This is a genomic window from Pseudomonas sp. Irchel 3F6 (assembly GCF_900187595.1).
In the GTDB taxonomy this organism is placed as follows: Bacteria; Pseudomonadota; Gammaproteobacteria; order Pseudomonadales; family Pseudomonadaceae; genus Aquipseudomonas; species Aquipseudomonas siliginis.
In genome coordinates this window covers 210,660-234,099 of record NZ_FYDP01000004.1, presented here as the reverse complement: position 1 = coordinate 234,099, position 23,440 = coordinate 210,660, and the positions used below count along the sequence as shown (strand labels likewise).

At 60.9% G+C, this 23,440-nt stretch carries 26 protein-coding genes and 2 pseudogenes; 12 read left to right on the top strand and 16 right to left on the bottom strand.

The window, feature by feature from the left end:
• Positions 1-3 precede the first annotated feature (3 nt).
• The 7 genes and pseudogenes from CKW30_RS15580 to CKW30_RS27585 form a co-directional block, all read right to left on the bottom strand.
• Positions 4-555, bottom strand: a complete 552-nt coding sequence (locus CKW30_RS15580) for a disulfide bond formation protein B (RefSeq protein ID WP_016772601.1) — start codon at positions 553-555, stop codon at positions 4-6.
• Positions 556-771: 216 nt separating this feature from the next.
• A complete protein-coding gene (locus CKW30_RS15575; protein ID WP_041476923.1) occupies positions 772-2,010 on the bottom strand; it encodes a heme biosynthesis protein HemY in 1,239 nt (412 codons plus the stop codon).
• Entirely contained in the window at positions 2,007-3,149 is a 1,143-nt protein-coding gene (locus tag CKW30_RS27595; RefSeq protein WP_056791721.1) for a uroporphyrinogen-III C-methyltransferase, read from the bottom strand. Before CKW30_RS27595 ends, CKW30_RS15575 begins: the two co-directional genes overlap by 4 nt.
• 36 nt (positions 3,150-3,185) lie before the next feature.
• Positions 3,186-3,932, bottom strand: a pseudogene (locus tag CKW30_RS27590) (uroporphyrinogen-III synthase); the annotation flags it as partial.
• Positions 3,929-4,870, bottom strand: coding sequence for a hydroxymethylbilane synthase (gene hemC, locus CKW30_RS15565; RefSeq protein ID WP_095181260.1), 942 nt, complete (start codon positions 4,868-4,870; stop codon positions 3,929-3,931). The gene hemC and the pseudogene CKW30_RS27590, both read right to left, overlap by 4 nt.
• Positions 4,871-5,007: 137 nt before the next feature.
• A complete protein-coding gene (locus CKW30_RS15560; protein ID WP_016772598.1) occupies positions 5,008-5,754 on the bottom strand; it encodes a LytTR family DNA-binding domain-containing protein in 747 nt (248 codons plus the stop codon).
• Positions 5,751-5,906 (bottom strand): annotated as a pseudogene (locus CKW30_RS27585) (sensor histidine kinase); the annotation flags it as partial. The gene CKW30_RS15560 and the pseudogene CKW30_RS27585, both read right to left, overlap by 4 nt.
• Positions 5,907-6,223: 317 nt before the next feature.
• Between CKW30_RS27585 and argH the strand changes: the two are divergent.
• The gene (argH, locus tag CKW30_RS15550) at positions 6,224-7,618 is read left to right on the top strand and encodes an argininosuccinate lyase (protein WP_095181259.1); all 1,395 of its coding nucleotides are present in this window, start codon (positions 6,224-6,226) and stop codon (positions 7,616-7,618) included.
• A 127-nt stretch (positions 7,619-7,745) separates the two neighbouring features.
• Here the strand turns inward: argH and CKW30_RS15545 are convergent, their stop codons facing one another.
• Positions 7,746-8,405 (bottom strand): glutathione S-transferase, encoded by a 660-nt coding sequence (locus tag CKW30_RS15545; RefSeq protein ID WP_056791651.1) that lies wholly within the window; start codon positions 8,403-8,405, stop codon positions 7,746-7,748.
• Between the two features lie 123 nt (positions 8,406-8,528).
• Between CKW30_RS15545 and CKW30_RS15540 the strand changes: the two genes are divergently transcribed.
• From CKW30_RS15540 to CKW30_RS15530, 3 genes are all read left to right on the top strand, one after another.
• Complete coding sequence (locus CKW30_RS15540) at positions 8,529-8,819, top strand: hypothetical protein (protein ID WP_095181258.1); 291 nt, start codon at positions 8,529-8,531, stop codon at positions 8,817-8,819.
• 197 nt (positions 8,820-9,016) lie between these two features.
• On the top strand, positions 9,017-9,262 hold the full coding sequence (locus tag CKW30_RS15535; RefSeq protein WP_003229392.1) for a TIGR02647 family protein: 246 nt from the start codon (positions 9,017-9,019) through the stop codon (positions 9,260-9,262).
• A 182-nt stretch (positions 9,263-9,444) separates the two neighbouring features.
• A complete protein-coding gene (locus CKW30_RS15530; protein ID WP_095181257.1) occupies positions 9,445-12,288 on the top strand; it encodes a class I adenylate cyclase in 2,844 nt (947 codons plus the stop codon).
• Positions 12,289-12,297: 9 nt separating this feature from the next.
• On the opposite strand, the gene rnk is transcribed toward CKW30_RS15530, so the two are convergent.
• The 3 genes from rnk to cyaY all read right to left on the bottom strand — a co-directional run bounded on the left by rnk (position 12,298) and on the right by cyaY (position 13,529).
• Complete coding sequence (gene rnk, locus CKW30_RS15525) at positions 12,298-12,717, bottom strand: nucleoside diphosphate kinase regulator (protein WP_024014769.1); 420 nt, start codon at positions 12,715-12,717, stop codon at positions 12,298-12,300.
• A gap of 254 nt (positions 12,718-12,971) precedes the next feature.
• A complete protein-coding gene (locus tag CKW30_RS15515; RefSeq protein ID WP_076564524.1) occupies positions 12,972-13,193 on the bottom strand; it encodes a DUF1289 domain-containing protein in 222 nt (73 codons plus the stop codon).
• A 3-nt stretch (positions 13,194-13,196) separates the two neighbouring features.
• The gene (cyaY, locus tag CKW30_RS15510) at positions 13,197-13,529 is read right to left on the bottom strand and encodes an iron donor protein CyaY (protein WP_056791639.1); all 333 of its coding nucleotides are present in this window, start codon (positions 13,527-13,529) and stop codon (positions 13,197-13,199) included.
• 314 nt (positions 13,530-13,843) lie between these two features.
• Here cyaY and CKW30_RS15505 point away from each other — a divergent pair, with 314 nt between their 5' ends.
• From CKW30_RS15505 to CKW30_RS15480, 6 genes are read left to right on the top strand one after another with little or no spacing between them, the layout of a single operon-like run.
• A complete protein-coding gene (locus CKW30_RS15505; RefSeq protein ID WP_016772589.1) occupies positions 13,844-14,014 on the top strand; it encodes a lipoprotein in 171 nt (56 codons plus the stop codon).
• A gap of 9 nt (positions 14,015-14,023) precedes the next feature.
• Complete coding sequence (gene lysA, locus CKW30_RS15500) at positions 14,024-15,271, top strand: diaminopimelate decarboxylase (protein WP_056791636.1); 1,248 nt, start codon at positions 14,024-14,026, stop codon at positions 15,269-15,271.
• 3 nt (positions 15,272-15,274) lie between these two features.
• Positions 15,275-16,105 (top strand): diaminopimelate epimerase, encoded by an 831-nt coding sequence (dapF, locus tag CKW30_RS15495; RefSeq protein ID WP_041476933.1) that lies wholly within the window; start codon positions 15,275-15,277, stop codon positions 16,103-16,105.
• 13 nt (positions 16,106-16,118) lie between these two features.
• On the top strand, positions 16,119-16,844 hold the full coding sequence (locus CKW30_RS15490; RefSeq protein ID WP_041476935.1) for a DUF484 family protein: 726 nt from the start codon (positions 16,119-16,121) through the stop codon (positions 16,842-16,844).
• Positions 16,845-16,846: 2 nt separating this feature from the next.
• On the top strand, positions 16,847-17,746 hold the full coding sequence (gene xerC, locus CKW30_RS15485; RefSeq protein ID WP_095181255.1) for a tyrosine recombinase XerC: 900 nt from the start codon (positions 16,847-16,849) through the stop codon (positions 17,744-17,746).
• Positions 17,743-18,450: an HAD family hydrolase gene (locus tag CKW30_RS15480; RefSeq protein WP_095181254.1), complete on the top strand. Its 708-nt coding sequence runs from the start codon at positions 17,743-17,745 to the stop codon at positions 18,448-18,450. The genes xerC and CKW30_RS15480 overlap by 4 nt, the downstream gene beginning before the upstream one ends.
• Positions 18,451-18,640: 190 nt before the next feature.
• Here CKW30_RS15480 and sutA read toward each other — a convergent pair whose 3' ends face one another.
• The 4 genes from sutA to glnK all read right to left on the bottom strand — a co-directional run bounded on the left by sutA (position 18,641) and on the right by glnK (position 21,422).
• A complete protein-coding gene (sutA, locus tag CKW30_RS15470; protein ID WP_016772583.1) occupies positions 18,641-18,967 on the bottom strand; it encodes a transcriptional regulator SutA in 327 nt (108 codons plus the stop codon).
• A 101-nt stretch (positions 18,968-19,068) separates the two neighbouring features.
• A complete protein-coding gene (locus tag CKW30_RS15465; RefSeq protein WP_076564528.1) occupies positions 19,069-19,494 on the bottom strand; it encodes a secondary thiamine-phosphate synthase enzyme YjbQ in 426 nt (141 codons plus the stop codon).
• Positions 19,495-19,708: 214 nt separating this feature from the next.
• Positions 19,709-21,046 carry an ammonium transporter gene (locus CKW30_RS15460; RefSeq protein WP_041476939.1) on the bottom strand — a complete coding sequence of 446 codons (1,338 nt, stop codon included), beginning with the start codon at positions 21,044-21,046 and terminating at the stop codon, positions 19,709-19,711.
• A gap of 37 nt (positions 21,047-21,083) precedes the next feature.
• Positions 21,084-21,422 carry a P-II family nitrogen regulator gene (gene glnK, locus CKW30_RS15455; protein WP_002555808.1) on the bottom strand — a complete coding sequence of 113 codons (339 nt, stop codon included), beginning with the start codon at positions 21,420-21,422 and terminating at the stop codon, positions 21,084-21,086.
• Positions 21,423-21,816: 394 nt separating this feature from the next.
• Here glnK and CKW30_RS15450 point away from each other — a divergent pair, with 394 nt between their 5' ends.
• Positions 21,817-22,077 carry an accessory factor UbiK family protein gene (locus tag CKW30_RS15450; protein ID WP_095181253.1) on the top strand — a complete coding sequence of 87 codons (261 nt, stop codon included), beginning with the start codon at positions 21,817-21,819 and terminating at the stop codon, positions 22,075-22,077.
• A 211-nt stretch (positions 22,078-22,288) separates the two neighbouring features.
• Here the strand turns inward: CKW30_RS15450 and CKW30_RS15445 are convergent, their stop codons facing one another.
• The gene (locus CKW30_RS15445; protein WP_095181252.1) at positions 22,289-22,558 is read right to left on the bottom strand and encodes a HigA family addiction module antitoxin; all 270 of its coding nucleotides are present in this window, start codon (positions 22,556-22,558) and stop codon (positions 22,289-22,291) included.
• Between the two features lie 254 nt (positions 22,559-22,812).
• Between CKW30_RS15445 and CKW30_RS15440 the strand changes: the two genes are divergently transcribed.
• The gene (locus tag CKW30_RS15440) at positions 22,813-23,277 is read left to right on the top strand and encodes a hypothetical protein (protein WP_082530345.1); all 465 of its coding nucleotides are present in this window, start codon (positions 22,813-22,815) and stop codon (positions 23,275-23,277) included.
• Positions 23,278-23,440 lie beyond the last annotated feature (163 nt).

Genomic DNA, 23,440 nt, shown 5'->3' with positions numbered 1-23,440 from the left:
TGTTTAATCCCTGACCAGCAGGTGGTGCGACGCTTCGTCGCTGACCGGTCGTTGCAGAGCGCTCCAGATCAGACGCAACAACTGATAAACCGCAAGGATCGACACCCCGACAAAAAACAGCAGGCTCCATTCCGGGATGCTCAAATCGAACAGTGTCCAGGAGATGTCCGCACAATCGGCGCCGCCGTTGAACATCCGTTGCAAAGCGCAGATCCACGGCAGGTCGCTGAACAGTGACTCCACGGTCGGCGAGCATTTGACCAGTTGCAGCATGGAGTCACTCTGAATCAACACCTGCCGCCACGCAGCGGTGGTTCCCCCCAGACTGGCGCCGAGCGCAAACAGCCAGTACCACCATAAGCCAACGCGCCGGGGGCCATGCACCGCCGCCACGCCGCAGCCGATGCACAGCAATGTGAGGAACAACCGCTGCACCAGGCACAGACTGCAAGGCGTCAGTCCGACCGCGTATTCGAGGTAATAGGAAGCTCCCAGAGCAAAGGCCCCCGCAATGAAAGCCATGAAGAACAAGGAGCGTGAGCAGGCCAACGACATGGCTTTTCCGTAACAGTAGAGACAGACGGTTACGGTAGAGGAAAGCGTGTCAGCCTTTCAAGGCAAGGGCCTGGCGACAGTTCACCACAGGTGTAGGGAAAACCCGACAGGCTCGATAGGAAACGGTGAAGCGCTTTGTAGGACTTTGTCTGTAGAGCGCAAAGAAGGGGAATTTTCGGTCATCGAAGTTCACGAGGGAGCAACCTCCCTCGCCATTCATACCTTCGCCGGGACTGGCAGAGGCGCCGCCAGCAGGCGTTCATCAAGCAGCCCCAGACCTTCCTGGAACAACTGATTGCTGCGCTCGGTATCGCCAAGCTGTGCAAGCAGACGGGCCAACTCCGCACAGGTCTCCGGATTGCGCTGCACGCGCAGACTGCTTTCCAGATAGTCACGGGCCTTGCCCCAAAGGCTGGTTTGCAGACACAGGCGTCCAAGGGTCAGCAGCAGGCTCGGATCGGCCGGGTGCTCCTTGAGCCAGCCTTCGGCCGTCTGCAACTGACGCGCAGGATCACTGCCACGAACCAGACCATAAAGCCGCGCCAGATGGCTGTCGTATTTGCGCTTGAGCGCTGCTCGCAGGACCTCTTCGGCCTCGACCTGAGCGCCCAGCTGGCGCAATTGCTCGGCATAGGCCAGTACCAAAGGTGCTTCCTGACGCTGCGCCGAAGTCAGCTGTTCCCACGCCCGCTTGAGCGATTGCAGACCCACCGTACCGTCTTCTTCACGATGCGCTGCCAGCGAGAGGTTCTCACCCCAGGCGCGCCGTTCGAGCTCGGCCAGTTCTGCCGGCGGCAGCACTTTGTCCTTGCGCAACTCAGGCAGCAAACGAATCACCGCCGACCATTCGCCACGCTGCTGATGCAGACGTTGCAATTGACGCAACGTCTGCGCGCTGCGCGGATGCCGTTCATGCATTGCCTGCAAGGTCACCAGCGCACCGTCGGTGTCGCCACGGTCGGTTTGCAGTTGGGCGTGACTGAGGGCAATTGCCAATTCGGCTTGCGGCTGACGCTCCAGCGCGCGTTCGAGCAAACGATCACTTTCTTCGTACTGGCCCTGCTCGTTCGCCGCACGTGCGGCGCCGAGGTAATAAAGCAATGGTTGGCGCTCGGCTTCCGCCGCGCGGGTCAGATGCCGTTGCGCACTGGCCCAGCGACCTTCAGCCAGATCCAGCTGCCCGTGCTCGATCGCCACTTGCACGCGGCGGCTGCGATTGCGTCGCGACCACGGATTGACCACGCCGGTGGAGGTCATCACCAGCTCGACCAGTACCTTGATGCCCCAGAACAGCAGCCACAGCACCGCGATCACCGCCAGTGTCGCCCACAGGCTCGACTCGTAACGGAAGCTCTTGTACGCCACCAGCACGTAACCGGAATGCTCGGCAATCGCCAGGCCCAGCGCTGCCGTCGCGGCGATGACCAGAAACACGATTACATAGAGGCGCTTCATGGGGTCGCCTCCTGCGCAGCATTGGCGGCAGGCTTGGCGAACGGTTTCACCGATTCTTCAGCATTGACGTTACGCCGCTCCAGATACCCCTGCACCGCACTCAAGGTACCGGTCAGATCCGGCGTCTTGACGGTGACCGGCTCCTTGCTCAGCTCGGAGACCTGTTCGAGCATGACTTTGCTTTGCGGATTGTCCGGGTTGAAATTGCCCTTGAGCACATCGCGTGCCTCGGCCAGCGCCTGGGTGTACACCGCCGCCTGACCGTTGAGCGCCGCCCACTGCGCTTGCTCCAGCGCCAGGCTCAGGGCCAGGCGCACCTGGCTCAGGCTTTGCCCGGCCAGCAGCGGTTTGACGTTTTTGTCAGCGTTGAAATCGATGCGGATATAGCGCGACACCTTGTCCCACCACTGCGCCCAGCGACCGGCGCCATCGCCATCGGCGGTCAGCCCCAGCAGCGACTCGCCGCGATCCTTGTACTCCGGCGCCAGCTCGGTGAGGTCGATGACCTGATCGCGCAGCGCGCCGAGACGCAGGAACAGCCCGGTGCGATCCGGCTGTTCGGTGCTGCGCAAGGCGACCAGGGTTTTCGCCACTTGCTCGCGCGCGGCGAAGGAACCCGGATCGTTCTGCTCACGGAGAATTTCATCGGCGCCCTGCACCAGTGCCTGGGCGCTGCTGATGTCCTGCAGCGCTGAAAGGCGCAGGCTGGCCAGACGCAGCAAGTGCTCGGCCTCGGCCAGACGCCAGTCCTTGCGGCTGGCGCCGAGGACGGTTTCCAGACGTTGATTGAGGCGCTGCTGATCGCCCTGCAATTGCGTGACCAGACGCTGGCGCTCGGCGAGCTCGTCAGCACCGGGCAGCTGCGCCAGGCGTTCGGTCAGACGCTGTTCGTTGAGCTTCAGACTCTGCGCCTGATCGTTCAGCGCCTGCACCTGACTCGACTGTTGCTGCGTGTTGTTCTGCAGGTGGCGCACCTGCCAGACACCCCAGCCGCCAATGGCGACACCGGCGGCGCCGAGCAGCAGGGCGACAATTGCCAGTCCATTGCCTCGGCGCGGCTCTTTGGCCGGTGGTGGAGTTTCAACCTGGGCATCGAGCGCAGGCTGGACGTCATCTTTTGGCAAGGCTGTTTCGCTCACGTATCCATCCTTTGCATTAGAAAACGGCACGGGACATTCCCGTAACGCCGTCAGCAAAGCCGCGGCACTCGCGCCGCGGCAATCCACAACTGTTTGAGCCCCGGCGGCACGTGCCAGCTCGGCGACTCTCGGACTTGGAACAAACAACGGCAACGGCGCGATCTTCGGCCAGGCATCACCGGCCATCTGCCGCAGGTGCTCGAAACCCTGTCCACTGCTGACCACCAGCCCGTTCAAGCGTTCCGCTTCGATCCGCCGTGGCAGCTCGTTCAGCGGGTAGGCTGGCAGTTCACGGCGATACAACTCCAGATACTCGACACTAGCACCAAGCGCGCGCAGGCGCTCGGCGAGCAGTTCACGACCGCCCTCGCCGCGCAGGATCATCACCTGCGCGCCGGGCTGGCTGACCGCCTCGCGCAGACGCGGCAATTGCAGCAAGGCTTCACTGTCATCGCCGTCAACCGGAAAGCTCACATCGAGACCGTGTTCGCGAAGAATGCCTGCGGTCGCCGCGCCGACGCTGAACCACGGCATGCTCAATGGCGGCGCGCCTTCAGACTTGAGCAAGTCCACCGCGATCCGCGCCGCCGGTTTGCTGACCACGATCACTGCGCTGCAAGCGGGCAATCGCGAAATCGCTTGGCGAATAGTGTCAGAGACCGGCAGCGGAACAATGTCCAAAAGCGGCAGACAACTGCTGAAAATCCCGTGCCCGGCCAGCTGTTCGGCCAGCGCCGCGCAGTCGTCTGCCGGGCGCGTCAGCAGCAGGCGCCAGGCTGTCACTCGTGACCCGCCTCGCCGTAGACAGCTTTGAGAATGTCGTCAGCGCCTTGCTTGAGCAAGTCTTCAGCGACCTGCACACCCAAGGTTTCCGCGTCGGCACGCGGCGCCCGGGCTTCGGCACTGAGAAGCTTGCCGCCGCTCGGCTCACCGACCAGACCGCGCAACCACAACTGCTCGCCTTCAAGCACGGCGTAGCAGGCGATCGGCACTTGGCAGCCGCCGTTCAAATGTTTGTTGAGGGCGCGTTCCGCATTCACTCGCGAAGCGGTATCGGCGTGATGCAAAGGCGCGAGCAAGGCGTGGATTTCGTGGTCGGCGCTGCGGCATTCGATGCCGACCGCGCCCTGGCCACCGGCCGGCAGGCTGTCATCGACACTGATCGCCGAAGTGATGCGATCTTCGAAACCCAGGCGGATCAGGCCGGCAGCGGCGAGGATGATCGCGTCGTACTCGCCGGCGTCGAGCTTGGCCAGACGGGTGTTGACGTTGCCACGCAGGAACCGGATCTGCAGATCCGGGCGACGCGCCAGCAATTGCGTCTGCCGACGCAGGCTCGAGGTGCCGACGATGGCACCGGCAGGCAGCGCTTCAAGACTGGCGTAGGTGTTGGAGACGAAAGCATCGCGCGGGTCTTCACGCTCGCAGATGCAAAACAGGCCCAGGCCTTGCGGGAAGTCCATCGGCACGTCTTTCATCGAATGCACGGCGATATCAGCTTCGTTTTCCAGCAGCGCGGTTTCCAGTTCCTTGACGAACAGGCCCTTGCCGCCGATCTTCGACAGTGGCGAGTCGAGCAGCTTGTCACCGCGACTGACCATGGGCACCAGCGTCACCAGCAGGCCCGGGTGGGCCGCCTCGAGACGGGCTTTGACGTATTCGGCCTGCCAGAGGGCCAGCGCACTTTTACGGGTGGCGATGCGGATTTCGCGAGGGGACATGGAACAATCCGTACTGAATAGATACCGCGGATAATAACAGCTCAGTCAATTTCACTTTGACCTGAATCAGAACCGGCGCGGCCTCCCTGGCCTGCCATGCCGGGTAAAAGAACTCGAAAGGCCCGGCGAAGACCGGGTCACAGCCCCTGCATCATCTTGCGCACACCGGCAACATGCCGCCGACTGACAATCAGCGCATCGCCATTGAGGCCTTTGAGGAACAACTGGAAATGTCCCAGTGGTGTGCGTTGCAAGCGCTCGATGCGGTCGCGAGCGACCAGCGCGTTGCGGTGGATACGCACAAAGCGTTCGCCGAATTCGTCTTCGAGGGCTTTGAGGGGTTCGTCGAGCAGCACCTCGCCGGCTTCATGACGCAGGGTCACGTATTTGTGGTCGGCGATGAAGTAGACCACCTGATCCAGCGGAATCAGCTCGATGCCTTTACGGGTCCGTGCGCTGATGTGGCTGCGTGGGCCGTTGCCACTTTCGGCAGCGGGACGGGTCAGGGCCGAGAGTTGCGCCCGGTTGGGACGTTCAGCCCGCTTCAGGGCTTCATTCAAGTGTTCGGTTCGCACAGGTTTCACCACATAGCCCACGGCGCTGGCCTGCAGGGCTTCCACGGCAAATTCATCGGGACTGGTGCAAAACACCACGGCCGGCGGCGTCTCTCGTTCGCACAGTCGGGCAGCAACCTGCAGGCCATCGAGGCCCGGCATGCGGATATCGAGCAGCACGATATCCGGCTTGTGGCTGTCGATCAGCGCTAACGCCTCCTCGCCATTCGTGGCACTGGGCTCCAGGACTGTGTAACCCTCGAGCTCGCTCACCATACGGCTTAGGCGCTCGCGAGCCAGGGGTTCGTCATCAACGATCAGGACATTCATATTGCGCTGGATTCCTGCGTGAGTCTCGCACAAGGATAGCGTAGACAGGTGTAGTGACCTCCGTCACCGCGATCCACGCTAAGACTAGCCCGAGCGCCAAAAAGTGCCGTACGTCGGCCAGCAATATTTGCCAGCGTCCGGGTCGAACGGCTCAGAGCCCAGTGTTTCCTGCGTTTCTCGCGGTGGGTGACCGTTGTACAACTCACCCGCCCCCTCTTCTTATAGCCAGTGGCCGGACCTTTGCATGATCCGCATTCGCACCGACCCTTATGTCCACTGTAGACGTTCGTCGGAACGATATTGCTCAATCAAAAAATATCCTTTTGTAAATTCCTTGCAGACCGCGCCGGACATGCCTGACACATCCGCGAAAAAACGTATCGACCGGTGTCAGCGACAGGATTGGCAACCCTGTTATTATCCGCGCCAGCGTTTCACGCCATTTCTTCAAGCCGATACGAGCGAATTCATGAGCACTGACAAGACCAATCAGTCCTGGGGCGGCCGCTTCAGTGAACCCGTCGACGCCTTCGTCGCCCGCTTCACCGCCTCCGTCACTTTCGACCAGCGCCTGTATCGCCACGACATCATGGGCTCAATTGCCCACGCCACCATGCTGGCCAAGGTCGGCGTGCTGACCGATGCCGAGCGCGACAGCATCATCGATGGCCTGAAGACCATTCAGGGCGAAATCGAGGCCGGCCAGTTCGACTGGCGCGTCGACCTCGAAGACGTGCACATGAACATCGAAGCACGCCTGACCGACCGCATCGGCGTCACCGGTAAAAAGCTCCACACCGGGCGCAGCCGCAACGACCAGGTCGCCACCGACATCCGTCTGTGGCTGCGCGATGAAATCGACCTGATCCTCGCCGAGATCACCCGCTTGCAAAAGGGCCTGCTGGAGCAAGCCGAGCGTGAGGCCGCAAGCATCATGCCGGGCTTCACCCACTTGCAGACCGCGCAGCCGGTAACTTTCGGGCACCACATGCTGGCCTGGTTCGAAATGCTCAGCCGCGACTACGAGCGTCTGGTCGACTGCCGCAAGCGCACCAACCGCATGCCATTGGGCAGCGCCGCGCTGGCCGGCACCACCTACCCGATCGACCGCGAATACACCGCGCAACTGCTCGGCTTCGACGCCGTCGGCGGCAACTCGCTGGACAACGTTTCCGATCGCGACTTCGCCATCGAATTCTGCTCGGCCGCAAGCATCGCGATGATGCACCTGTCGCGCTTCTCCGAAGAGCTGGTGCTGTGGACCAGCGCGCAGTTCCAGTTCATCGATCTGCCGGATCGTTTCTGCACTGGCAGCTCGATCATGCCGCAGAAGAAAAACCCTGACGTGCCCGAACTGGTACGCGGCAAGACCGGCCGCGTCTTCGGCGCGCTGATGGGCCTGCTGACCCTGATGAAGGGCCAGCCGCTGGCCTACAACAAGGACAATCAGGAAGACAAGGAGCCGCTGTTCGACGCCGCCGACACCCTGCGCGATTCGCTGCGCGCGTTTGCCGACATGATCCCGGCGATCAAGCCGAAACACGCGATCATGCGTGAAGCGGCACTGCGCGGTTTCTCCACGGCGACCGACCTGGCGGACTACTTGGTGCCCCGTGGCCTGCCGTTCCGTGATTGCCATGAAATCGTTGGCCACGCGGTGAAATACGGCGTCGACACCGGCAAGGATCTGGCCGAGATGAGCCTCGAAGAACTGCGTCAGTTCAGCGATCAGATCGAGCAGGACGTGTTTGCCGTGCTGACCCTGGAAGGCTCGGTGAATGCCCGCGATCATATCGGCGGGACTGCGCCGACGCAGGTCAAGGCTGCGGTGGCGCGCGGTCAGGCCCTAATCGCCAGCCGCTAAAAGCCAAGAGCTTCGCGAGCAGGCTCGCTCCCACCGGGATTCTGGATGTTCACAAAATTGTGTTCACCACCGACTCAATGTGGGAGCGAGCCTGCTCGCGAAGGCGTCCTTCAGAGCGCTATATAATTCACTTTTTGGCAGCAATCATCGCCAAAAACGCCGGCATCGCCGCATCCTTGTCAGCGGCAATCTTCTGCACATGCGGATTCTGCTCTAACCGCTCCAGCAGCGCCTTCGCCTGCGGCATCTCGGCCAGCAGATCAATCCCGAACAGCTTCTGCCCGACCGCACAGGCCAGCGGCACGCTGTAGAGGAAATACAAATCGGCAATGCTCAGGCTGTCACCCGCCACATACGGGGCGAACTGGCCGTGGCGGCCGAGTGCCGCGAAGCCCAGCAGCAGCTCCGTCCGGGTCTTCTCTTTGATCGCCTCCGGCAACGTCATACCGAAAAACGCCTCGCCATAGCAGGCACGCCCCGGCAACTCGATGTACAACTCGATCTCCTTCGCAATCGCCAATACCTGCGCGCGCTCGAACGGATCGCTGGGCAGGAGCGGCGTGCCCTTTTGTGATTGTTCGAGGTATTCGAGAATGATCGCGGTTTCGTTGATATAACCGGCGTCGACGCCCAGCACCGGGACCTTGCCGCGCGGGCTGATCGCCAGTGACTCCGGGGTTTGCGCCGGGTAGAACGTCACCTCTTCGAAGGGCAGGCCTTTTTCCAGCAGCGCCAGTTTGACCATGTTGTAGTAGTTGCTGACAGCAAATCCGTAGAGCTTGAACATCACAGAGCCTCCAGGCCGTGCGGGGTGGGCAGTGCCTGTTTATAGATCGCCGCGACGTTTCCCGCCAGCAGCATCACGCCGCTGAATGCGGGTAAACTGGCGCCTTTCCCTGAGGAGCCTGCCATGAGCGAGCCGACAGATATCGTCAACGATGACGACGAAGAAGCATTCACCGAAGCGACGCTGATCGAAGCCATCGAGAACCAGATCGAAAGCGACACCCCCCCAGCGGCCAAGGCGACATTGAACAAGCTGACTCTGGTCGGTATGGAGCGCGAAGAGATCCTCAACCTCATGGCTCACGTGCTTGCCTATGAGATTGACGCGATGCTCGATGAAGACCGCGCGTTCAACACCGAATGGTATGAAGCGGCCTTGCGCGCATTGCCAGAGCTGCCACCGGAAAAGCTCTAAGATCAAAAGATCGCAGCCTTCGGCAGCTCCTGCACCAATCTTCTGTAGGAGCTGCCGAAGGCTGCGATCTTTTTTATGCGGACTACACTGGAATTCGCCTCAAGACAAAATCCCCTGATCCGAGCACTGGACATGCTGCACCAGCGGGTTCACCTTAGAGGCGCTGTCGTCCAATTCCTAGAAAGTCTGGAGTCCTTATGTCGCTTACCCCTGAGTTGGTTGCCGAACTGGAAGTCCTTGCACTCTTCAACCTGGACAGTTCCCAGGAAGGTCTGAAAATTCATCAGACCGCTGCCCCGAAACACATAGCCGCCGCCAAACGCCTCTTCGAAAAAGAACTAACCGACCAGCCCGATGGCGGTTATCTGACCAGCCTCGGCCGCGATGCCGCGCAAAACGTGCAGACCGTACTGACGATTCTGAGAGAGCAGGAAACCGCCTGACTTTTTCCGACTTTGCCCACGGAAACTCCTGCCACGGGATTTCCGCGGGCCAGCCTGATCACTGCCGATGAAAATCTGACGTCAAAAAACAAATTCAGCTTAAACCTCCTGCTGCGCAGAGGCTAAACTGCGGCCATTCCGAGACCCTCTACGTCCGAGCCTGCAAGCCGGTTTGAGCTGACATGACGCGCACCCACGAAATCCGCCCCGACCTGGACGAAGGCATCGACCGCAAGGTGCTCAGCCAACTGCGCGCCCGTTTTCTCAAACTCAATGAAGGCCGCCTCGGCCGCGCCCTCGAAGGTTTGTCGACGCGCCAGCAAAGCGTGCTGACGCTGTTGCCGCTGTTCTTTCACGTCAATCATCCGTTGCTGCCCGGCTATGTCTCGGGCAGTACGCCGGCCGGTCTCTCGAATTATGAGCCGGACGCCAATGCGCTGACCGAGGCGCAGCGCCTGACCCGCTCGTTTTCTTACAAACCGCGCCATGGCAGCAACCCGCCGCGACCGATTCACGGTTTGTTCCTGATGGGCAGCCTCGGCACGCTGGCACAGGCCGATCAGAGCGACATGGATGTGTGGGTCTGCCATGCCCCAGATCTGAGCGAAAGCGAACTCGCCGAGCTACGCAAGAAATGCCAGTTGCTGGAAACCTGGGCCGCGAGCCAGGGTGCCGAAGCGCATTTCTTCCTGATCGACCCGGCGCGCTTCGTCAAAGGCGAACGTGATGCTCAGCTCAGTTCGGAAAACTGCGGCAGCACCCAGCACTATCTGCTGCTCGACGAGTTTTATCGCACGGCGATCTGGCTGGCCGGGCGCACGCCGATCTGGTGGCTGGTGCCAGTCTATGAAGAAACAGCCTACGACGCTTACACCCACACCCTGCTGTCCAAACGCTTTATTCGCGCCGATGAAACCCTCGATCTCGGGCCGATGGCGACCATTCCGCCCGGGGAATTCATCGGTGCCGGGTTGTGGCAGTTGTTCAAAGGCATCGAGTCGCCCTACAAGTCGGTGCTCAAACTGCTGCTGACCGAGGTGTACGCCAGCGAACATCCGCAGGTGCAGTGCCTGAGCCTGCGCTTCAAGAAAGCCGTGTTCGCCAATCAGCTCGATCTCGATGAGCTTGACCCGTACATGGTCGTGTACCGGCGTATCGAGGAATACCTGCTCGCCCGCAACGAGCCGGAACGTCTTGAGCTGGTGCGCCGCGCGCTGTATCTGAAGGTCAACCGCAAGCTCACCGGCAACAGCCGCAGTCAGGGTTGGCAGCGCGCACTGCTCGAACGCCTGGCCGGCGAGTGGCACTGGGATCAGCGGCAACTGGCGCTGCTCGACAGCCGCAGTCAGTGGAAAGTCCGCCAGGTCAGCGCCGAGCGCCGCGCGCTGGTCAACGAACTCAACTACAGCTATCGCTTCCTGACCCAGTTCGCCCGCAGCGAACAGACTGTCAGCCTGATCAACAAGCGCGACCTCAATGTGCTTGGCCGTCGACTCTACGCGGCATTCGAGCGCAAGGCCGACAAGGTCGAGTTCATCAATCCGGGCATCGCCCCGGACCTGGCCGAAGACACCCTGACCCTGGTGCAGTCGCCGAACAAAAAGGAGCCGGGGCAGACCCAGTGGGGTTTGTACAACGGCAGCCTGACGGCGCTGGAGTGGGAACATTTCGCGCCGATCAAGCGCAGTCGCGAGCTACTTGAACTGCTGACCTGGTGCCACCGCAACGGCGTGATCGACAGCAGTACGCGCCTGGCCCTGCATCCGGGCACCAGCGACTTGAGCGAGTTCGAGCTGTTCAACCTGCTCGGCAGCCTGCAGCAGTGCATCGCCCTGCCCTTGTCCACCGTCGCCGAAGAGCCCTTGCTGCGCGCCGCCGTGCCCAGCGAAGTGCTGCTGCTGATCAACGTCGGCGTCGATCCGCTCAAGCATCACCGTGATCTGAATATTTTGATGACCACCGAACGCACCGACTCGCTGAGCTATGCCGGCGTGCGCGAGAACCTGGTGCTGACCCTCGATCAGGTCACGCTCAACAGCTGGAACGAAGTGCTGGTCAATCGTTTCGACGGCCCGCATGCGCTGCTCGACTGCCTGCGCGATTACCTCAACAACCTGCCGCGCGGCCCGGTGCAGCCGTCGCTGAAAGTGCGCTGCTTCTGCCACAACCGCGCGCAATTCATTGCCCGCCGCGTCGAAGAAATCGTCGACAACGCGCAGACCCTGTTGCTCAGTGACTTGAATCATCGCTACCTGATTCAGGTACAACAGCACTATCACGTGCTGGAGCTGGTGCCGGGTCAGGTCAACCATGTCGCCCTCGCCACCCTGCCGGCACTGCTCGATTATCTGGGCGAAGAACAACCGCGCTACAGCCCGCTGCACCTCGACCCGATGGCGCTGGAAGATCACGACCTCGCGCTGATCCTGCCGATGGGTCAGCCGGAGTGCATTCAGGTGTTCTATCGCATCAGCGAACAGCAGGCGGAGCTGTACGTGCTGGATGAATTCAATGCGCTGTGGCAACAGCAGCTGCCATACCACGACGAGCAGAGTCTGCTGGTGCCGCTGCAGCGTTTTCTGCAATCGATCCAGTACCGCCGTGAAGCGCAATTGCCGATGGACGGTGGCCCTGCGGGCAGCCCCGAGACTTTGTATTACCAGCTGTTGCCGTCAGGCCCGGGGCGCTCGCGCAGGGTCGAAACCCGACCGGCACCGCAGACGCCGGTAAACAAACCGTTCTACGACGTGCAGGCAATCATCGGCAAAGCCGCACCCGGTGAAGTGCAGGTCACCCTGTATTGCAATCAGCGGGAATTCAGCGAGCTGGAGCATGGCGACCAGTTGTTCAGCGTGGTCGCCCGGGAGATCGTCGAGCAGCGTCGCGAGACCGAGCGTTATCGCTGCTACATCACCGACCTCGACCTGTCGGGTCTGCTCGGTGACGGGCACAGTTCAAGCAATCTGTATCTGCGCTACAAGGCGGACCTGGAGCGCTCGTTGAATGAAGCGCTCGAACAGGTTTGAAGCGGGGATTTATTCGGGAAAGGCGCCGCCGTTGACCGGTTGCGATTCCACTTCCAGCAAGGTCAGTTTCAGCGATTTGCCGCCCGGCGCCGGCCAATCGATATGCTGACCGACCTTCAGGCCCAGCAGCGCACTGCCGACCGGCGCCAGAATGGAAATTTTGCCTTCGTCGGCGTTGGCGTCCTTGGGATAGACCAGCGTCAGGTGGTAATCCTTGCCACTGCCTTCTTCGCGGCAATGCACGCGGGAATTCATGGTCACGACATCGGCGGGCACTTCATCGTGGCCGACCACGGTATCGGCGCGGTCCAGCTCGGTTTGCAGCGCAATCACGCCCGGCGCAGCCTGGTCTTTGTCGCTCAGGCTGTCGATCAGGCGCTCCAGACGTTGCACGTCCAGACGGGTAAGGGTGATGGAAGGTGCGGTCATGATCCAGGCAGACTCCTTTCTTCTGCACAAAAAAAGCAAAACCCCGCCAAAAAAGACGGGGTTTTCACCGTGCCTCGGTGGTTTGAGGCGTTCGCGGACACTATCACAGCTCAAAAAATATACAAGTCACGCCCTTTTTTGCCTGGGTGAAACCCTTGTGGCGAGGGGATTTATCCCCGTTCGGCTGCGCAGCAGCCGTATAGATTTTGGGGCCGCTACGCGACCCAACGGGGATAAATCCCCTCGCCACAATATCAACAGGCTTGGGACTTTCGTGCGGTAGCCTGCTGGCAAATCACCCGGCGCCGCTGATCATCCGCCGAGCGCCACTCGCGAATGTCCTCAACGTGGCGCGCGCAGCCGAGACAGACTTTCTGTTCGTCCAGCCGACATACGCCCGTGCACGGCGAAGGCACCGCCGGGCTGACGTTGCTGTAGAGCGGTTTCGGCGGGCGAACAGGCGCTGCATCCGTCACGAATCACAGACCTTCGAAATCGAATTCGGCGCCAGCCTGCTGCTTTACGAGGCGCTGAAGCATTTCGCCCAATTGCTCTTCGCTCTTGTCGCACATCCAGCGCTCGCTTTCTTCGTCATAGTCGAAGTGGAAACCACCGGACACGGCCGCCAGCCACAGCTGACGCAACGGCTCCTGGCGGCTGAAGATCAGCTGCGAGCCATTTTCGAACTTGACGGTCAAGACACCTGCCGAGCTCTCCAGGTCGATATCCAGGTCGCTGTCATCAAAGATATCTTCCAGCGTCTGCTGGGTAGCATCGACCAGATCGTGGAAACGGGCTTCGGACAAACTCATTGCGGCAACCTCAAAAATGTCTGATCAGGCTCAAGCGCCGAAAGATACGGACGCTGCCGACCGATTGCAAAGATTAACGACCAAGCACCTGTCGGCCCATCCAGCACCGCCCCCGTGGGAGCGAGCCTGCTCGCGAAAGCGGTGTGTCAGGCAACGAGCCTGTTGAATTTGCCGACGCCTTCGCGAGCAGGCTCGCTCCCACAGGGATGATGCGCATCACAGGAGCCCCGCCGGACGGGAACCCCCTCGCATAGGCAAGCTGCCGGGTGGCCGGTATACTCCGGCGCAATTAACGCATTTTCAAGGATTTCGCCATGAAGCGCCTGATCTCTTCCCTTGCTGCGCTCGTCGCGGTTGCCTGCCTCGTTTCGGCCTGTGGTCAAAAAGGCCCGCTGTACCTGCCGGATGACGATCAGGACCCGGCCGAACAAGCCCAGTCTTCGCAGAAGCAGCCATCCAAGGCTCACAAGCACGACGTTTACTAAGGGATCGCCATGGACGCTTTTAACTACCGTGGCGGGGAGCTGTTCGCGGAAGGTGTGGCGCTGTCCGCCATCGCCGACCGCTTCGGCACGCCCACCTATGTCTACTCGCGCGCGCACATCGAAGCGCAATATCTGGCCTACGCCGATGCGCTGGCCGGTATGCCGCATCTGGTCTGCTTCGCGGTCAAAGCCAACTCCAACCTCGGCGTACTGAATGTCCTGGCCCGTCTCGGCGCCGGTTTCGACATCGTTTCCCGTGGCGAGCTGGAACGTGTACTGGCCGCTGGTGGCAGCGCCGACAAGATCGTTTTCTCCGGCGTCGGCAAGACCCGTGACGACATGCGCCGCGCCCTCGAAGTCGGCGTACACTGCTTCAACGTCGAGTCCACCGATGAGCTCGAGCGCCTGCAAGTAGTCGCCGCCGAGCTGGGTGTTCGCGCCCCGGTTTCGCTACGCGTGAACCCGGACGTCGATGCCGGCACCCACCCGTACATTTCCACCGGTCTCAAAGAGAACAAGTTCGGCATCGCCATTGCCGATGCCGAAGACGTGTACGTGCGCGCCGCGCATCTGCCGAACCTGGAAGTGGTCGGTGTTGACTGCCATATCGGTTCGCAACTGACCACCCTGCCGCCGTTCATTGATGCGCTCGATCGCCTGCTGGATCTGGTCGACCGCCTCGGCGATTGCGGCATTCACCTGCGCCACATCGATCTCGGTGGCGGCCTGGGCGTGCGTTACCGCGATGAGGAGCCGCCGCTGGCTGCCGACTACATCAAAGCCGTGCGCGAACGTCTCGACGGGCGTGATCTGGCGCTGGTGTTCGAGCCAGGCCGCTTCATCGTTGCCAATGGCGGCGTGTTGCTGACACAGGTCGAATACCTCAAGCACACCGAGCACAAGGATTTCGCCATCGTCGATGCGGCGATGAACGACCTCATCCGTCCAGCGCTGTATCAGGCATGGATGGACGTCACCGCGGTGAAACCGCGCGACAGCGCTGCACGCAAGTACGACATCGTCGGCCCGATCTGCGAAACCGGTGACTTCCTCGCCAAGGACCGCGAACTGGCGCTGGAAGAAGGCGATCTGCTGGCGGTGCATTCGGCCGGCGCCTACGGTTTTGTGATGAGCTCCAACTACAACACCCGTGGCCGTGCCGCCGAGGTGCTGGTGGATGGTGATCAGGTTTTTGAAGTGCGTCGCCGCGAAACCGTGGCCGAGCTGTTTGCCGGCGAAAGCCTGCTGCCGGAGTAACCCATGCTGCTGCGTTTTACCAAAATGCACGGCCTGGGCAACGACTTCATGGTCCTCGACCTGGTCAGCCAGCACGCGCACATTCAGCCCAAACACGCCAAGCAATGGGGCGACCGCCACACCGGTATCGGTTTCGACCAATTGCTGATCGTCGAAGCGCCGAGCAACCCGGATGTGGATTTCCGCTACCGGATCTTCAACTCCGACGGCTCGGAAGTGGAGCAATGCGGCAACGGTGCGCGCTGCTTCGCCCGCTTCGTGCTCGACAAGCGTCTGACCGCCAAACGGCAGATCCGCGTCGAGACCAAGGGCGGCATCATTGAACTGGACGTGCGTAACGACGGCCAGATCGGCGTGAACATGGGCGCGCCGCGCCTGGTGCCGGCAGACATTCCATTCCAGGCGCCGGCCCAGGCCAGCAGCTATCAGCTTGAAGTCGATGGCACCACGGTCGAACTGGCCGCCGTGTCGATGGGCAATCCCCATGCGGTCATTCGCGTGGACGACATCAACAGCGCACCGGTGCATGAACTGGGGCCGAAGATCGAGCACCATCCGCGCTTCCCGGCGCGGGTCAATGTCGGCTTCCTTCAGGTCATCGACCGCCATCGCGCGCAACTGCGTGTTTGGGAACGCGGCGCCGGGGAAACCCAGGCCTGCGGCACCGGCGCCTGTGCCGCGGCGGTGGCGGCCATCAGTCAGGGGTGGATGGATTCGCCGCTGTTGATCGACCTGCCCGGCGGACGCCTGTCCATCGAGTGGGCCGGCCCGGGCGAACCGGTATTGATGACCGGTCCGGCAGTGCGTGTATACGAAGGACAAGTGCGTCTTTGAGCGAGCAGAAATCATGACCGACAAGCCACAGGTACCCGCCCGACCAGCCGACGAATCAGCGTCCGAGAGCCTCGAGGCAGCCGCAGTTGCCGCCTACCTGGAGGCTCATCCGGACTTTTTCGTCGAGCACGAAGAGCTGCTGCCCTCGTTGCGCATTCCGCACCGACGCGGCGACACCGTGTCGCTGGTCGAGCGGCAGATGACCATCCTGCGCGACCGCAATATCGAGATGCGCCATCGCCTTTCGCATCTGATGGACGTGGCTCGTGACAACGATCGCCTGTTTGAAAAAACCCGCCGCCTGATTCTCGCGCTGATGGATGCATCGACCCTGGAAGACGTGGTCATCAGCGTTGAGGACAGCCTGCGTCAGGATTTCCAGGTGCCTTTCGTCAGCCTGATCCTGCTCGGCGACAACCCCGCACCGGTCGGCCGCTGGGTGACTCACGCCGACGCGCAAACCGCGATCGGTGGCCTGCTCACCGAAGGCAAAAGCGTCAGCGGCAGCCTGCGTGAACATGAGCTGGATTTCCTCTTCGGCGAAGAACAGCGCCAGCAGATCGGCTCGACCGCCGTGGTTGCCATCAGCCATCAGGGCATTCACGGCATTCTGGCCATCGCCAGCCGTGACCCGCAGCACTACAAGAGCTCGGTCGGCACCCTGTTCCTGAGCTACATCGCCGAGGTCATGGGCCGCGTGCTGCCACGGGTCAACAGCTCGCTGCGCTCGGTACGCTGACCATGGAACGACAACTGGACGCTTACTGCGAACATCTGCGCAGTGAGCGACAGGTGTCGCCGCACACCCTGTCGGCTTATCGCCGCGACCTCGATAAAGTCCTTGGCTGGTGCATCAAGCAGAACATCGGCAGTTGGGCCGCGCTGGATATCCAGCGCCTGCGCAGCCTGATCGCCCGGTTGCATGCGCAAGGCCAGTCCTCGCGCAGCCTCGCCCGCCTGCTCTCGGCGGTGCGCGGGCTCTATCACTACTTGAATCGCGAAGGCCTGTGTGACCACGACCCGGCCACCGGCCTGGCCCCACCGAAAGGCGAACGACGCCTGCCGAAAACCCTTGATACCGATCGTGCATTGCAGCTGCTGGAAGGTGCGGTCGAGGACGATTTTCTCGCCCGGCGCGATCAGGCGATTCTGGAGCTGTTCTATTCCTCTGGCCTGCGCCTGTCCGAGCTGACCGGGCTCAATCTCGATCAACTCGACCTCGCCGACGGCATGGTTCAGGTGCTCGGCAAGGGCAGCAAGACCCGGCTGCTGCCAGTCGGCGCCAAGGCCCGCGAAGCCCTCGAACACTGGTTGCCGCTACGCGCAATGACCAACCCGGCAGACGATGCCGTATTTGTCAGCCAGCAGGGCCGACGCCTTGGCCCGCGCGCGATTCAGGTGCGGGTCAAACTGGCTGGCGAGCGCGAACTGGGGCAGAACCTGCACCCGCACATGCTCCGGCACTCCTTCGCCAGCCATTTGCTCGAGTCCTCGCAGGATCTGCGCGCGGTGCAGGAATTGCTCGGCCACTCCGATATCAAAACCACACAGATCTATACCCACCTCGACTTCCAGCATCTGGCGGCGGTCTACGACAGCGCCCATCCCCGGGCCAAACGCATGAAAGGCGATGATTCATGAGCATTCAGTTGATCACCTTCGACCTCGACGACACCCTGTGGGACACCGCTCCGGTGATCGCCAGCGCCGAAACCGTGTTGCGCGAATGGCTGAGCGAGCATGCGTCGAACCTGGGCGCGGTGCCGGTGGAGCATTTATGGTCGATTCGCGAGCGTGTGCTGGCGGGCGAACCGGGACTCAAGCACCGCATCAGCGCGCTGCGTCGACGCGTGCTGTTCCATGCGCTGGAAGAAGCCGGATATGCCCACGGCGAGGCGTCGGATCTGGCTGACAAGGCTTTTGAAGTGTTCCTGCATGCGCGGCATCAGATCGAAGTGTTCCCGGAGGTCGAGCCGCTGCTGGAGCTGCTCGCCAATCATTACGCCCTCGGCGTGGTCACCAATGGCAATGCCGACGTGCGCCGGCTGGGGCTGGCGGATTACTTCAAGTTCGCCTTGTGCGCCGAAGACATCGGCATCGCCAAACCGGATGCGCGGCTGTTTCATGAAGCGTTGCAGCGCGGCGGTGTAAGCCCCGCAGCGGCGGTGCATGTCGGCGATCATCCTGGCGATGACATTGCCGGCGCTCAGCAGGCAGGCTTGCGCGCGGTGTGGTTCAACCCGACGGGCAAGGTCTGGGAGGCGGAGCGCTTGCCCGATGCCGAAATCCGCAGCCTGACCGATTTGCCAGCCGTTCTCGCACGCTGGAATGCCACCTCGAAATAATCCACAAACCCTGTGGGAGCGAGCCTGCTCGCGAATGCGGTGTGTCATCCAACATGTATGTCGGCTGACATGCCCTCTTCGCGAGCAGGCTCGCTCCCACAGGCGACTCCATTTGTTTTCAACGGATTTATTTCAGGCATGAAAAAGCCCGCAGCGACGGCGGGCTTTTTCAGCAAGCGAGCGACGCGCCTCAGATAGGGCGGCTGCCGTACTTGTTGTCCGGCTTCTTGGGCGGATCGGCGACCACGTTGGCCTCCACTTCCTGCACCTTGCCGCCGCGCGCAAGGAATTCTTCCATGGCCTTGGCCAGGGCGTCACGCTCCTTGTTCTTGGCTTCGATGCTCGGCAACTCGTCGACCGATACTGCAGCCTTGGCTTTGCCTTTGGCAGCCGGGGCCGGCGTGTCGTCACCGCCATCATCTTCGGCAACGTCTTCCGCTGCCGCTTCCAGGCCTTCCTCGGCCTCGTCTTCGTCGCCTACTTCGAGGTCGTCGTTTTCCAGATCATCGTCGCTCATGTTCTACCTCATGACTTGCCAAAAGCAGATTAGTTATAGACCAGCTTTGGCGACTGTCGAAGCCGCCGTTGAAAAATCTTCTGCCGCTGCCCGGCAGCGGCTCATGCCTGTTCACCGTGCAAGGTGGCGAGGACTTTACGGGCACCGCCATGCTCACGGTGCTCGCCCAGATAAATCCCTTGCCAGGTACCCAGTGCCAGCCGCCCTGCCGCAACCGGCAGACTGATCTGGCAACCGAGCACGCTGGCCTTGAAGTGCGCCGGGAGATCATCCGGGCCTTCGTCGTTGTGCTCGTAGCCGTCTGTTCCTTGTGGGATCAGGCGATTGAAAAATCGTTCGAAGTCGCGACGAACTGCCGGATCGGCGTTCTCGTTGATGGTCAACGATGCCGACGTGTGCTGCAGCCACAAATGCAACAGACCGACCCGACAGGTCTTGAGTTCAGGCAAGCCTGCGAGCAACTCGTCCGTCACCAGATGAAAGCCCCGGGGCCTTGCCCGCAGGGTTATCAGAGTCTGTTGCCACATACAGTTCTCCGCTCGTTCGGGGCGCATTCTAGCGTGCTCTGAAAAAAAACAAAGGCCCTAATATTCCTGCAGCGATGTAAGCGATTGCCCGCAGAAAAAGCCTCGTCGTAAAGACGACCAAAGCCGTAAGAAAAATCCTTTCAGCCGCACCTTGAATGACAAATCCCGGACAAAAAAATGCCCGGCGAACCGGGCAATTTTTTATCGCGCGTACTTACAGGTTGTAGCCGCGTTCGTTGTGTTGTGCCAGATCGAGGCCGACCGACTCTTCTTCCTCGGTTACGCGCAGACCCATGACGGCGTCCAGCACCTTGAGGATGATGAAAGTGACGATCGCGGTGTAGATCACCGTGAAGCCGACGCCTTTGATCTGAATCCAGACCTGCGCGCCAATGTCAGTCACGGTGCCGAAGCCGCCCAGTGCCGGTGCGGCAAACACACCAGTGAGGATCGCGCCGAGGATACCGCCGATGCCGTGCACGCCGAAGGCATCCAGGGAATCGTCATAGCCGAGTTTGCGTTTCAGGGTGGTGGCGCAGAAGAAGCACACCACGCCTGCGGCCAGACCGATCACCAGTGCACCCATCGGGCCTACAGTGCCAGCGGCCGGAGTGATCGCGACCAGACCGGCGACCACGCCCGAAGCAATCCCCAGTGCGCTTGGCTTGCCGTGGGTGACCCACTCGGCAAACATCCAGCCCAGTGCCGCAGCGGCGGTGGCGATCTGAGTAACCAGCATGGCCATACCGGCAGTGCCGTTGGCGGCAGCAGCGGAACCAGCGTTGAAGCCGAACCAGCCAACCCACAGCATCGCCGCGCCCATCAGGGTGTAGCCGAGGTTATGCGGAGCCATCGGTGTGGTCGGGAAGCCTTTGCGCTTGCCCAGTACCAGGCACGCGACCAGGCCGGCGATACCGGCGTTGATGTGCACCACGGTGCCGCCAGCAAAGTCGAGCACGCCCCAGTCCCACATCAGGCCGCCGTTACCGGACCAGACCATGTGCGCGATCGGTGCATAAACCAGAGTGAACCAGATGCCCATGAAGATCAGCATCGCGGAGAACTTCATGCGCTCGGCGAACGCACCGACGATCAGCGCCGGGGTGATGATCGCGAAGGTCATCTGGAAGGTGATGAACACCGCTTCGGGGAACAGCGCCGCCGGGCCGGTGATGCTCGAAGGCGTGACACCGGCGAGGAACGCCTTGCCCATGCCACCGAAGAACGAATTGAAGTTGACGACGCCCTGCTCCATGCCGGTGGTGTCGAAGGCAATGCTGTAGCCATAAATGACCCACAGGATGCTGATCAGACCGGTAATGGCGAAGCACTGCATCAGCACGGAAAGAATGTTTTTCGAGCGAACCATACCGCCGTAGAACAGCGCCAGGCCGGGGATGGTCATGAACAGCACGAGCGCTGTCGAGGTGAGCATCCAGGCGGTGTCGCCGGAATTGAGGACTGGCGCTGCCACTTCGTCTGCCGCCATGGCGATGCCGGGCATTACGATGGACAACAGGGCGCCTAGCCCTGCGAATTTACGCAGAGTCATATTGTTTTCTCCTGGGGCGTTGGGTTTGTGGCGGCGCTTAGATCGCGTCGGTATCGGTTTCGCCGGTACGGATGCGGATCGCCTGTTCCAGATTGACCACGAAGATCTTGCCGTCACCGATCTTGCCGGTGTTGGCCGCTTTGGTTATCGCCTCGATAACCCGATCCAGATCCTTGTCGTCGATGGCCACGTCGATTTTCACCTTGGGCAGAAAATCGACCACATATTCCGCGCCGCGATACAGCTCGGTGTGACCCTTCTGCCGGCCGAAGCCTTTGACTTCAGTGACGGTAATGCCCTGCACGCCGATTTCGGACAGCGACTCGCGCACGTCGTCCAACTTGAACGGCTTGATGATGGCAGTGACTAGCTTCATGAAACTCTCTCCCGAATTGGTGGACTTGCCCCAGGAAAACAAACCCGTCTCAAGTCTAAGCGCAGTGCCTGGCTTTGTAACGCATCGTTGACGCCAGCTAACCGCATCAGACGAAACTCCCCGCTTCGTCTGCCGCACTGCATTCGTCACAGCGACTGCATCAGTGCATGGGTCGAGGGTGACTAAGCAGAAACCTTGCCAGCTCGGCAAAAACCCTGCATTTCAATCTCTTGGCCCCTGTTGCAAGCGCTCGGGCAGAAAAGCTTTTGCCGATACGCACAACAACGGTGCGCCACCGTCCGTCCCCCTGCGCGAAAAGCGTGCATCCGTGCAACGGGATTGACTATAGACACTGCGTGATACACTGCCGGCCATTGTTTCCAGGACATTTCCCATGCTCGCGCCCAAAGACTTCCTCGACGCCCTGAGCGGCACCGCCTCCCGCCTCTTCAGCGGCGACACCCCGCTGCCGAAAGCCGAAATGGAAAGCCAGTTCAAAATGCTGCTGCAAAGTGCCTTCAGCAAACTCGATCTGGTCAGCCGGGAAGAGTTCGATAGTCAGATGGTAGTGCTGGCGCGTACTCGCGCCCGCCTCGAAAGCCTCGAAGCCAAGGTTGCCGAGATGGAAGCGAAGCTGACACCGCCCGCTGAATAATTCGCGTCCCCTGTAGGAGCTGCCGAAGGCTGCGATCTTTTGATCTTCAGCCCTTGAACCATCCCCGCAACGTCCTACAACCTTAATGACCGCCGTCCGATTGCGCCAAAAAGCCCAGGTTTCTAAGCTATCTGATGCTGAATGTTCAGCAGAGGATTGGGCGACCCGGGCAGGGCCATGGTGGAAAAGGGCTTCGCGGATGCTGCAATCGCTATGAGCCCGCATGCCGGAGCTGGGCTCTGCGCAAATCGTAAGTCGACTGAAGATTCATCCATAACTCAGGCGTAGTGTTGAGCTGAATGGCGAGGCTGATTGCCAGATCGGCGCAGATCCTGAGCTGGCATTTCACAAGCTCTTCGATCTCGCTTTCGGGCCATTTCGTGGGCATGGCCAGATCCATGACGGTCATGCTCAACGGCTCCATGAATTCCTTATTCAGAACCTCGCCCGGAAGAATCGGGCGCATACCGCTGCGGTCCATTTTTTTTCGCCTCCAGAGGCTGCGTTGAGTGGCCAAAGTGGAACATCCGACTCCCGGTACAAGACCTTCACACCCCTTTCGCCAGCGTCCTACAAATATTAGGGCATGGCCCTACAAACATCAGCGTCTGCGCCTGATTCCGTGAGCTCTTCGCTGTGATTAGGCTGGTGGCTTTCGCCTGCGCTGGTCGATCCTATTCGTCGAGTTCCAGGCGATACACATTGATCGCCAGACACTCTGGTTCTGGATCCCTCTTGTCTGATTTGCTCAAGCTCAAAGAAAACACGCTGGTTCAGCATCCAGATGGTGGTTACATCTTTGGCACGATCCCCGATATGCCAAAATTCGGCTTGCCAGGCGGGAAGATTTATCTGCGGGTAGGTATTCACCGTCGAGCGAATAGTGGTTTTGGCGTAGTGCACATTTGGGAAGCCCATAGTGCCGATTTGCTCAAGCATGGTTGCCAGACTGCCGATGGGGTAGCAGCGATTGTTGCGAAAATGATCGTCCCGGGGGCGCAAATCTATTGTGAGTTCAAAGAACAACGATGTGGAAACAGGGTCGCGGTACTGAGGACATCTATGGGAACACTGATTCTTGAACCGCGACACGAGCGCGCCACAGGATTTGGTTACTTCGTGGTGACTTGGTACCCGCAAAAACGTGCACATGGCACGTTAGTGGGGCAGATACCACGAGCACCACCAAATCAGAAATAAAAAAAGGCGTCCGATGGACGCCTTTTAAGTATTTTTTGAGGAGTAGTCGCAGCGATTCTTTAGCTCCTGGCTTTACGGCCTTGGGTTCAGAATCCGACAGGCTAGCCCGTCGTCACTACTTCAGAGAAACCAGCTTTCTCTGCTGCCAAAAATGCGGGGGAGC

Coding starts and splice junctions, on each gene's coding strand:
- CKW30_RS15445 (WP_095181252.1), bottom strand. CDS start 22,558: ATGGACCGCAGCGGTATGCGCCCGATTCTTCCGGGCGAGGTTCTGAAT.
- cyaY (WP_056791639.1), bottom strand. CDS start 13,529: ATGAGTTTGTCCGAAGCCCGTTTCCACGATCTGGTCGATGCTACCCAG.
- CKW30_RS15560 (WP_016772598.1), bottom strand. CDS start 5,754: ATGAATGTCCTGATCGTTGATGACGAACCCCTGGCTCGCGAGCGCCTA.
- CKW30_RS15465 (WP_076564528.1), bottom strand. CDS start 19,494: ATGTGGCAACAGACTCTGATAACCCTGCGGGCAAGGCCCCGGGGCTTT.
- CKW30_RS15490 (WP_041476935.1), top strand. CDS start 16,119: ATGACCGACAAGCCACAGGTACCCGCCCGACCAGCCGACGAATCAGCG.
- rnk (WP_024014769.1), bottom strand. CDS start 12,717: ATGACCGCACCTTCCATCACCCTTACCCGTCTGGACGTGCAACGTCTG.
- CKW30_RS15530 (WP_095181257.1), top strand. CDS start 9,445: ATGACGCGCACCCACGAAATCCGCCCCGACCTGGACGAAGGCATCGAC.
- CKW30_RS15480 (WP_095181254.1), top strand. CDS start 17,743: ATGAGCATTCAGTTGATCACCTTCGACCTCGACGACACCCTGTGGGAC.
- dapF (WP_041476933.1), top strand. CDS start 15,275: ATGCTGCTGCGTTTTACCAAAATGCACGGCCTGGGCAACGACTTCATG.
- CKW30_RS15450 (WP_095181253.1), top strand. CDS start 21,817: ATGCTCGCGCCCAAAGACTTCCTCGACGCCCTGAGCGGCACCGCCTCC.
- CKW30_RS15580 (WP_016772601.1), bottom strand. CDS start 555: ATGTCGTTGGCCTGCTCACGCTCCTTGTTCTTCATGGCTTTCATTGCG.
- argH (WP_095181259.1), top strand. CDS start 6,224: ATGAGCACTGACAAGACCAATCAGTCCTGGGGCGGCCGCTTCAGTGAA.
- xerC (WP_095181255.1), top strand. CDS start 16,847: ATGGAACGACAACTGGACGCTTACTGCGAACATCTGCGCAGTGAGCGA.
- CKW30_RS15575 (WP_041476923.1), bottom strand. CDS start 2,010: ATGAAGCGCCTCTATGTAATCGTGTTTCTGGTCATCGCCGCGACGGCA.
- CKW30_RS15545 (WP_056791651.1), bottom strand. CDS start 8,405: ATGTTCAAGCTCTACGGATTTGCTGTCAGCAACTACTACAACATGGTC.
- glnK (WP_002555808.1), bottom strand. CDS start 21,422: ATGAAGCTAGTCACTGCCATCATCAAGCCGTTCAAGTTGGACGACGTG.
- CKW30_RS15540 (WP_095181258.1), top strand. CDS start 8,529: ATGAGCGAGCCGACAGATATCGTCAACGATGACGACGAAGAAGCATTC.
- CKW30_RS15505 (WP_016772589.1), top strand. CDS start 13,844: ATGAAGCGCCTGATCTCTTCCCTTGCTGCGCTCGTCGCGGTTGCCTGC.
- sutA (WP_016772583.1), bottom strand. CDS start 18,967: ATGAGCGACGATGATCTGGAAAACGACGACCTCGAAGTAGGCGACGAA.
- CKW30_RS15460 (WP_041476939.1), bottom strand. CDS start 21,046: ATGACTCTGCGTAAATTCGCAGGGCTAGGCGCCCTGTTGTCCATCGTA.
- CKW30_RS15535 (WP_003229392.1), top strand. CDS start 9,017: ATGTCGCTTACCCCTGAGTTGGTTGCCGAACTGGAAGTCCTTGCACTC.
- lysA (WP_056791636.1), top strand. CDS start 14,024: ATGGACGCTTTTAACTACCGTGGCGGGGAGCTGTTCGCGGAAGGTGTG.
- hemC (WP_095181260.1), bottom strand. CDS start 4,870: ATGTCCCCTCGCGAAATCCGCATCGCCACCCGTAAAAGTGCGCTGGCC.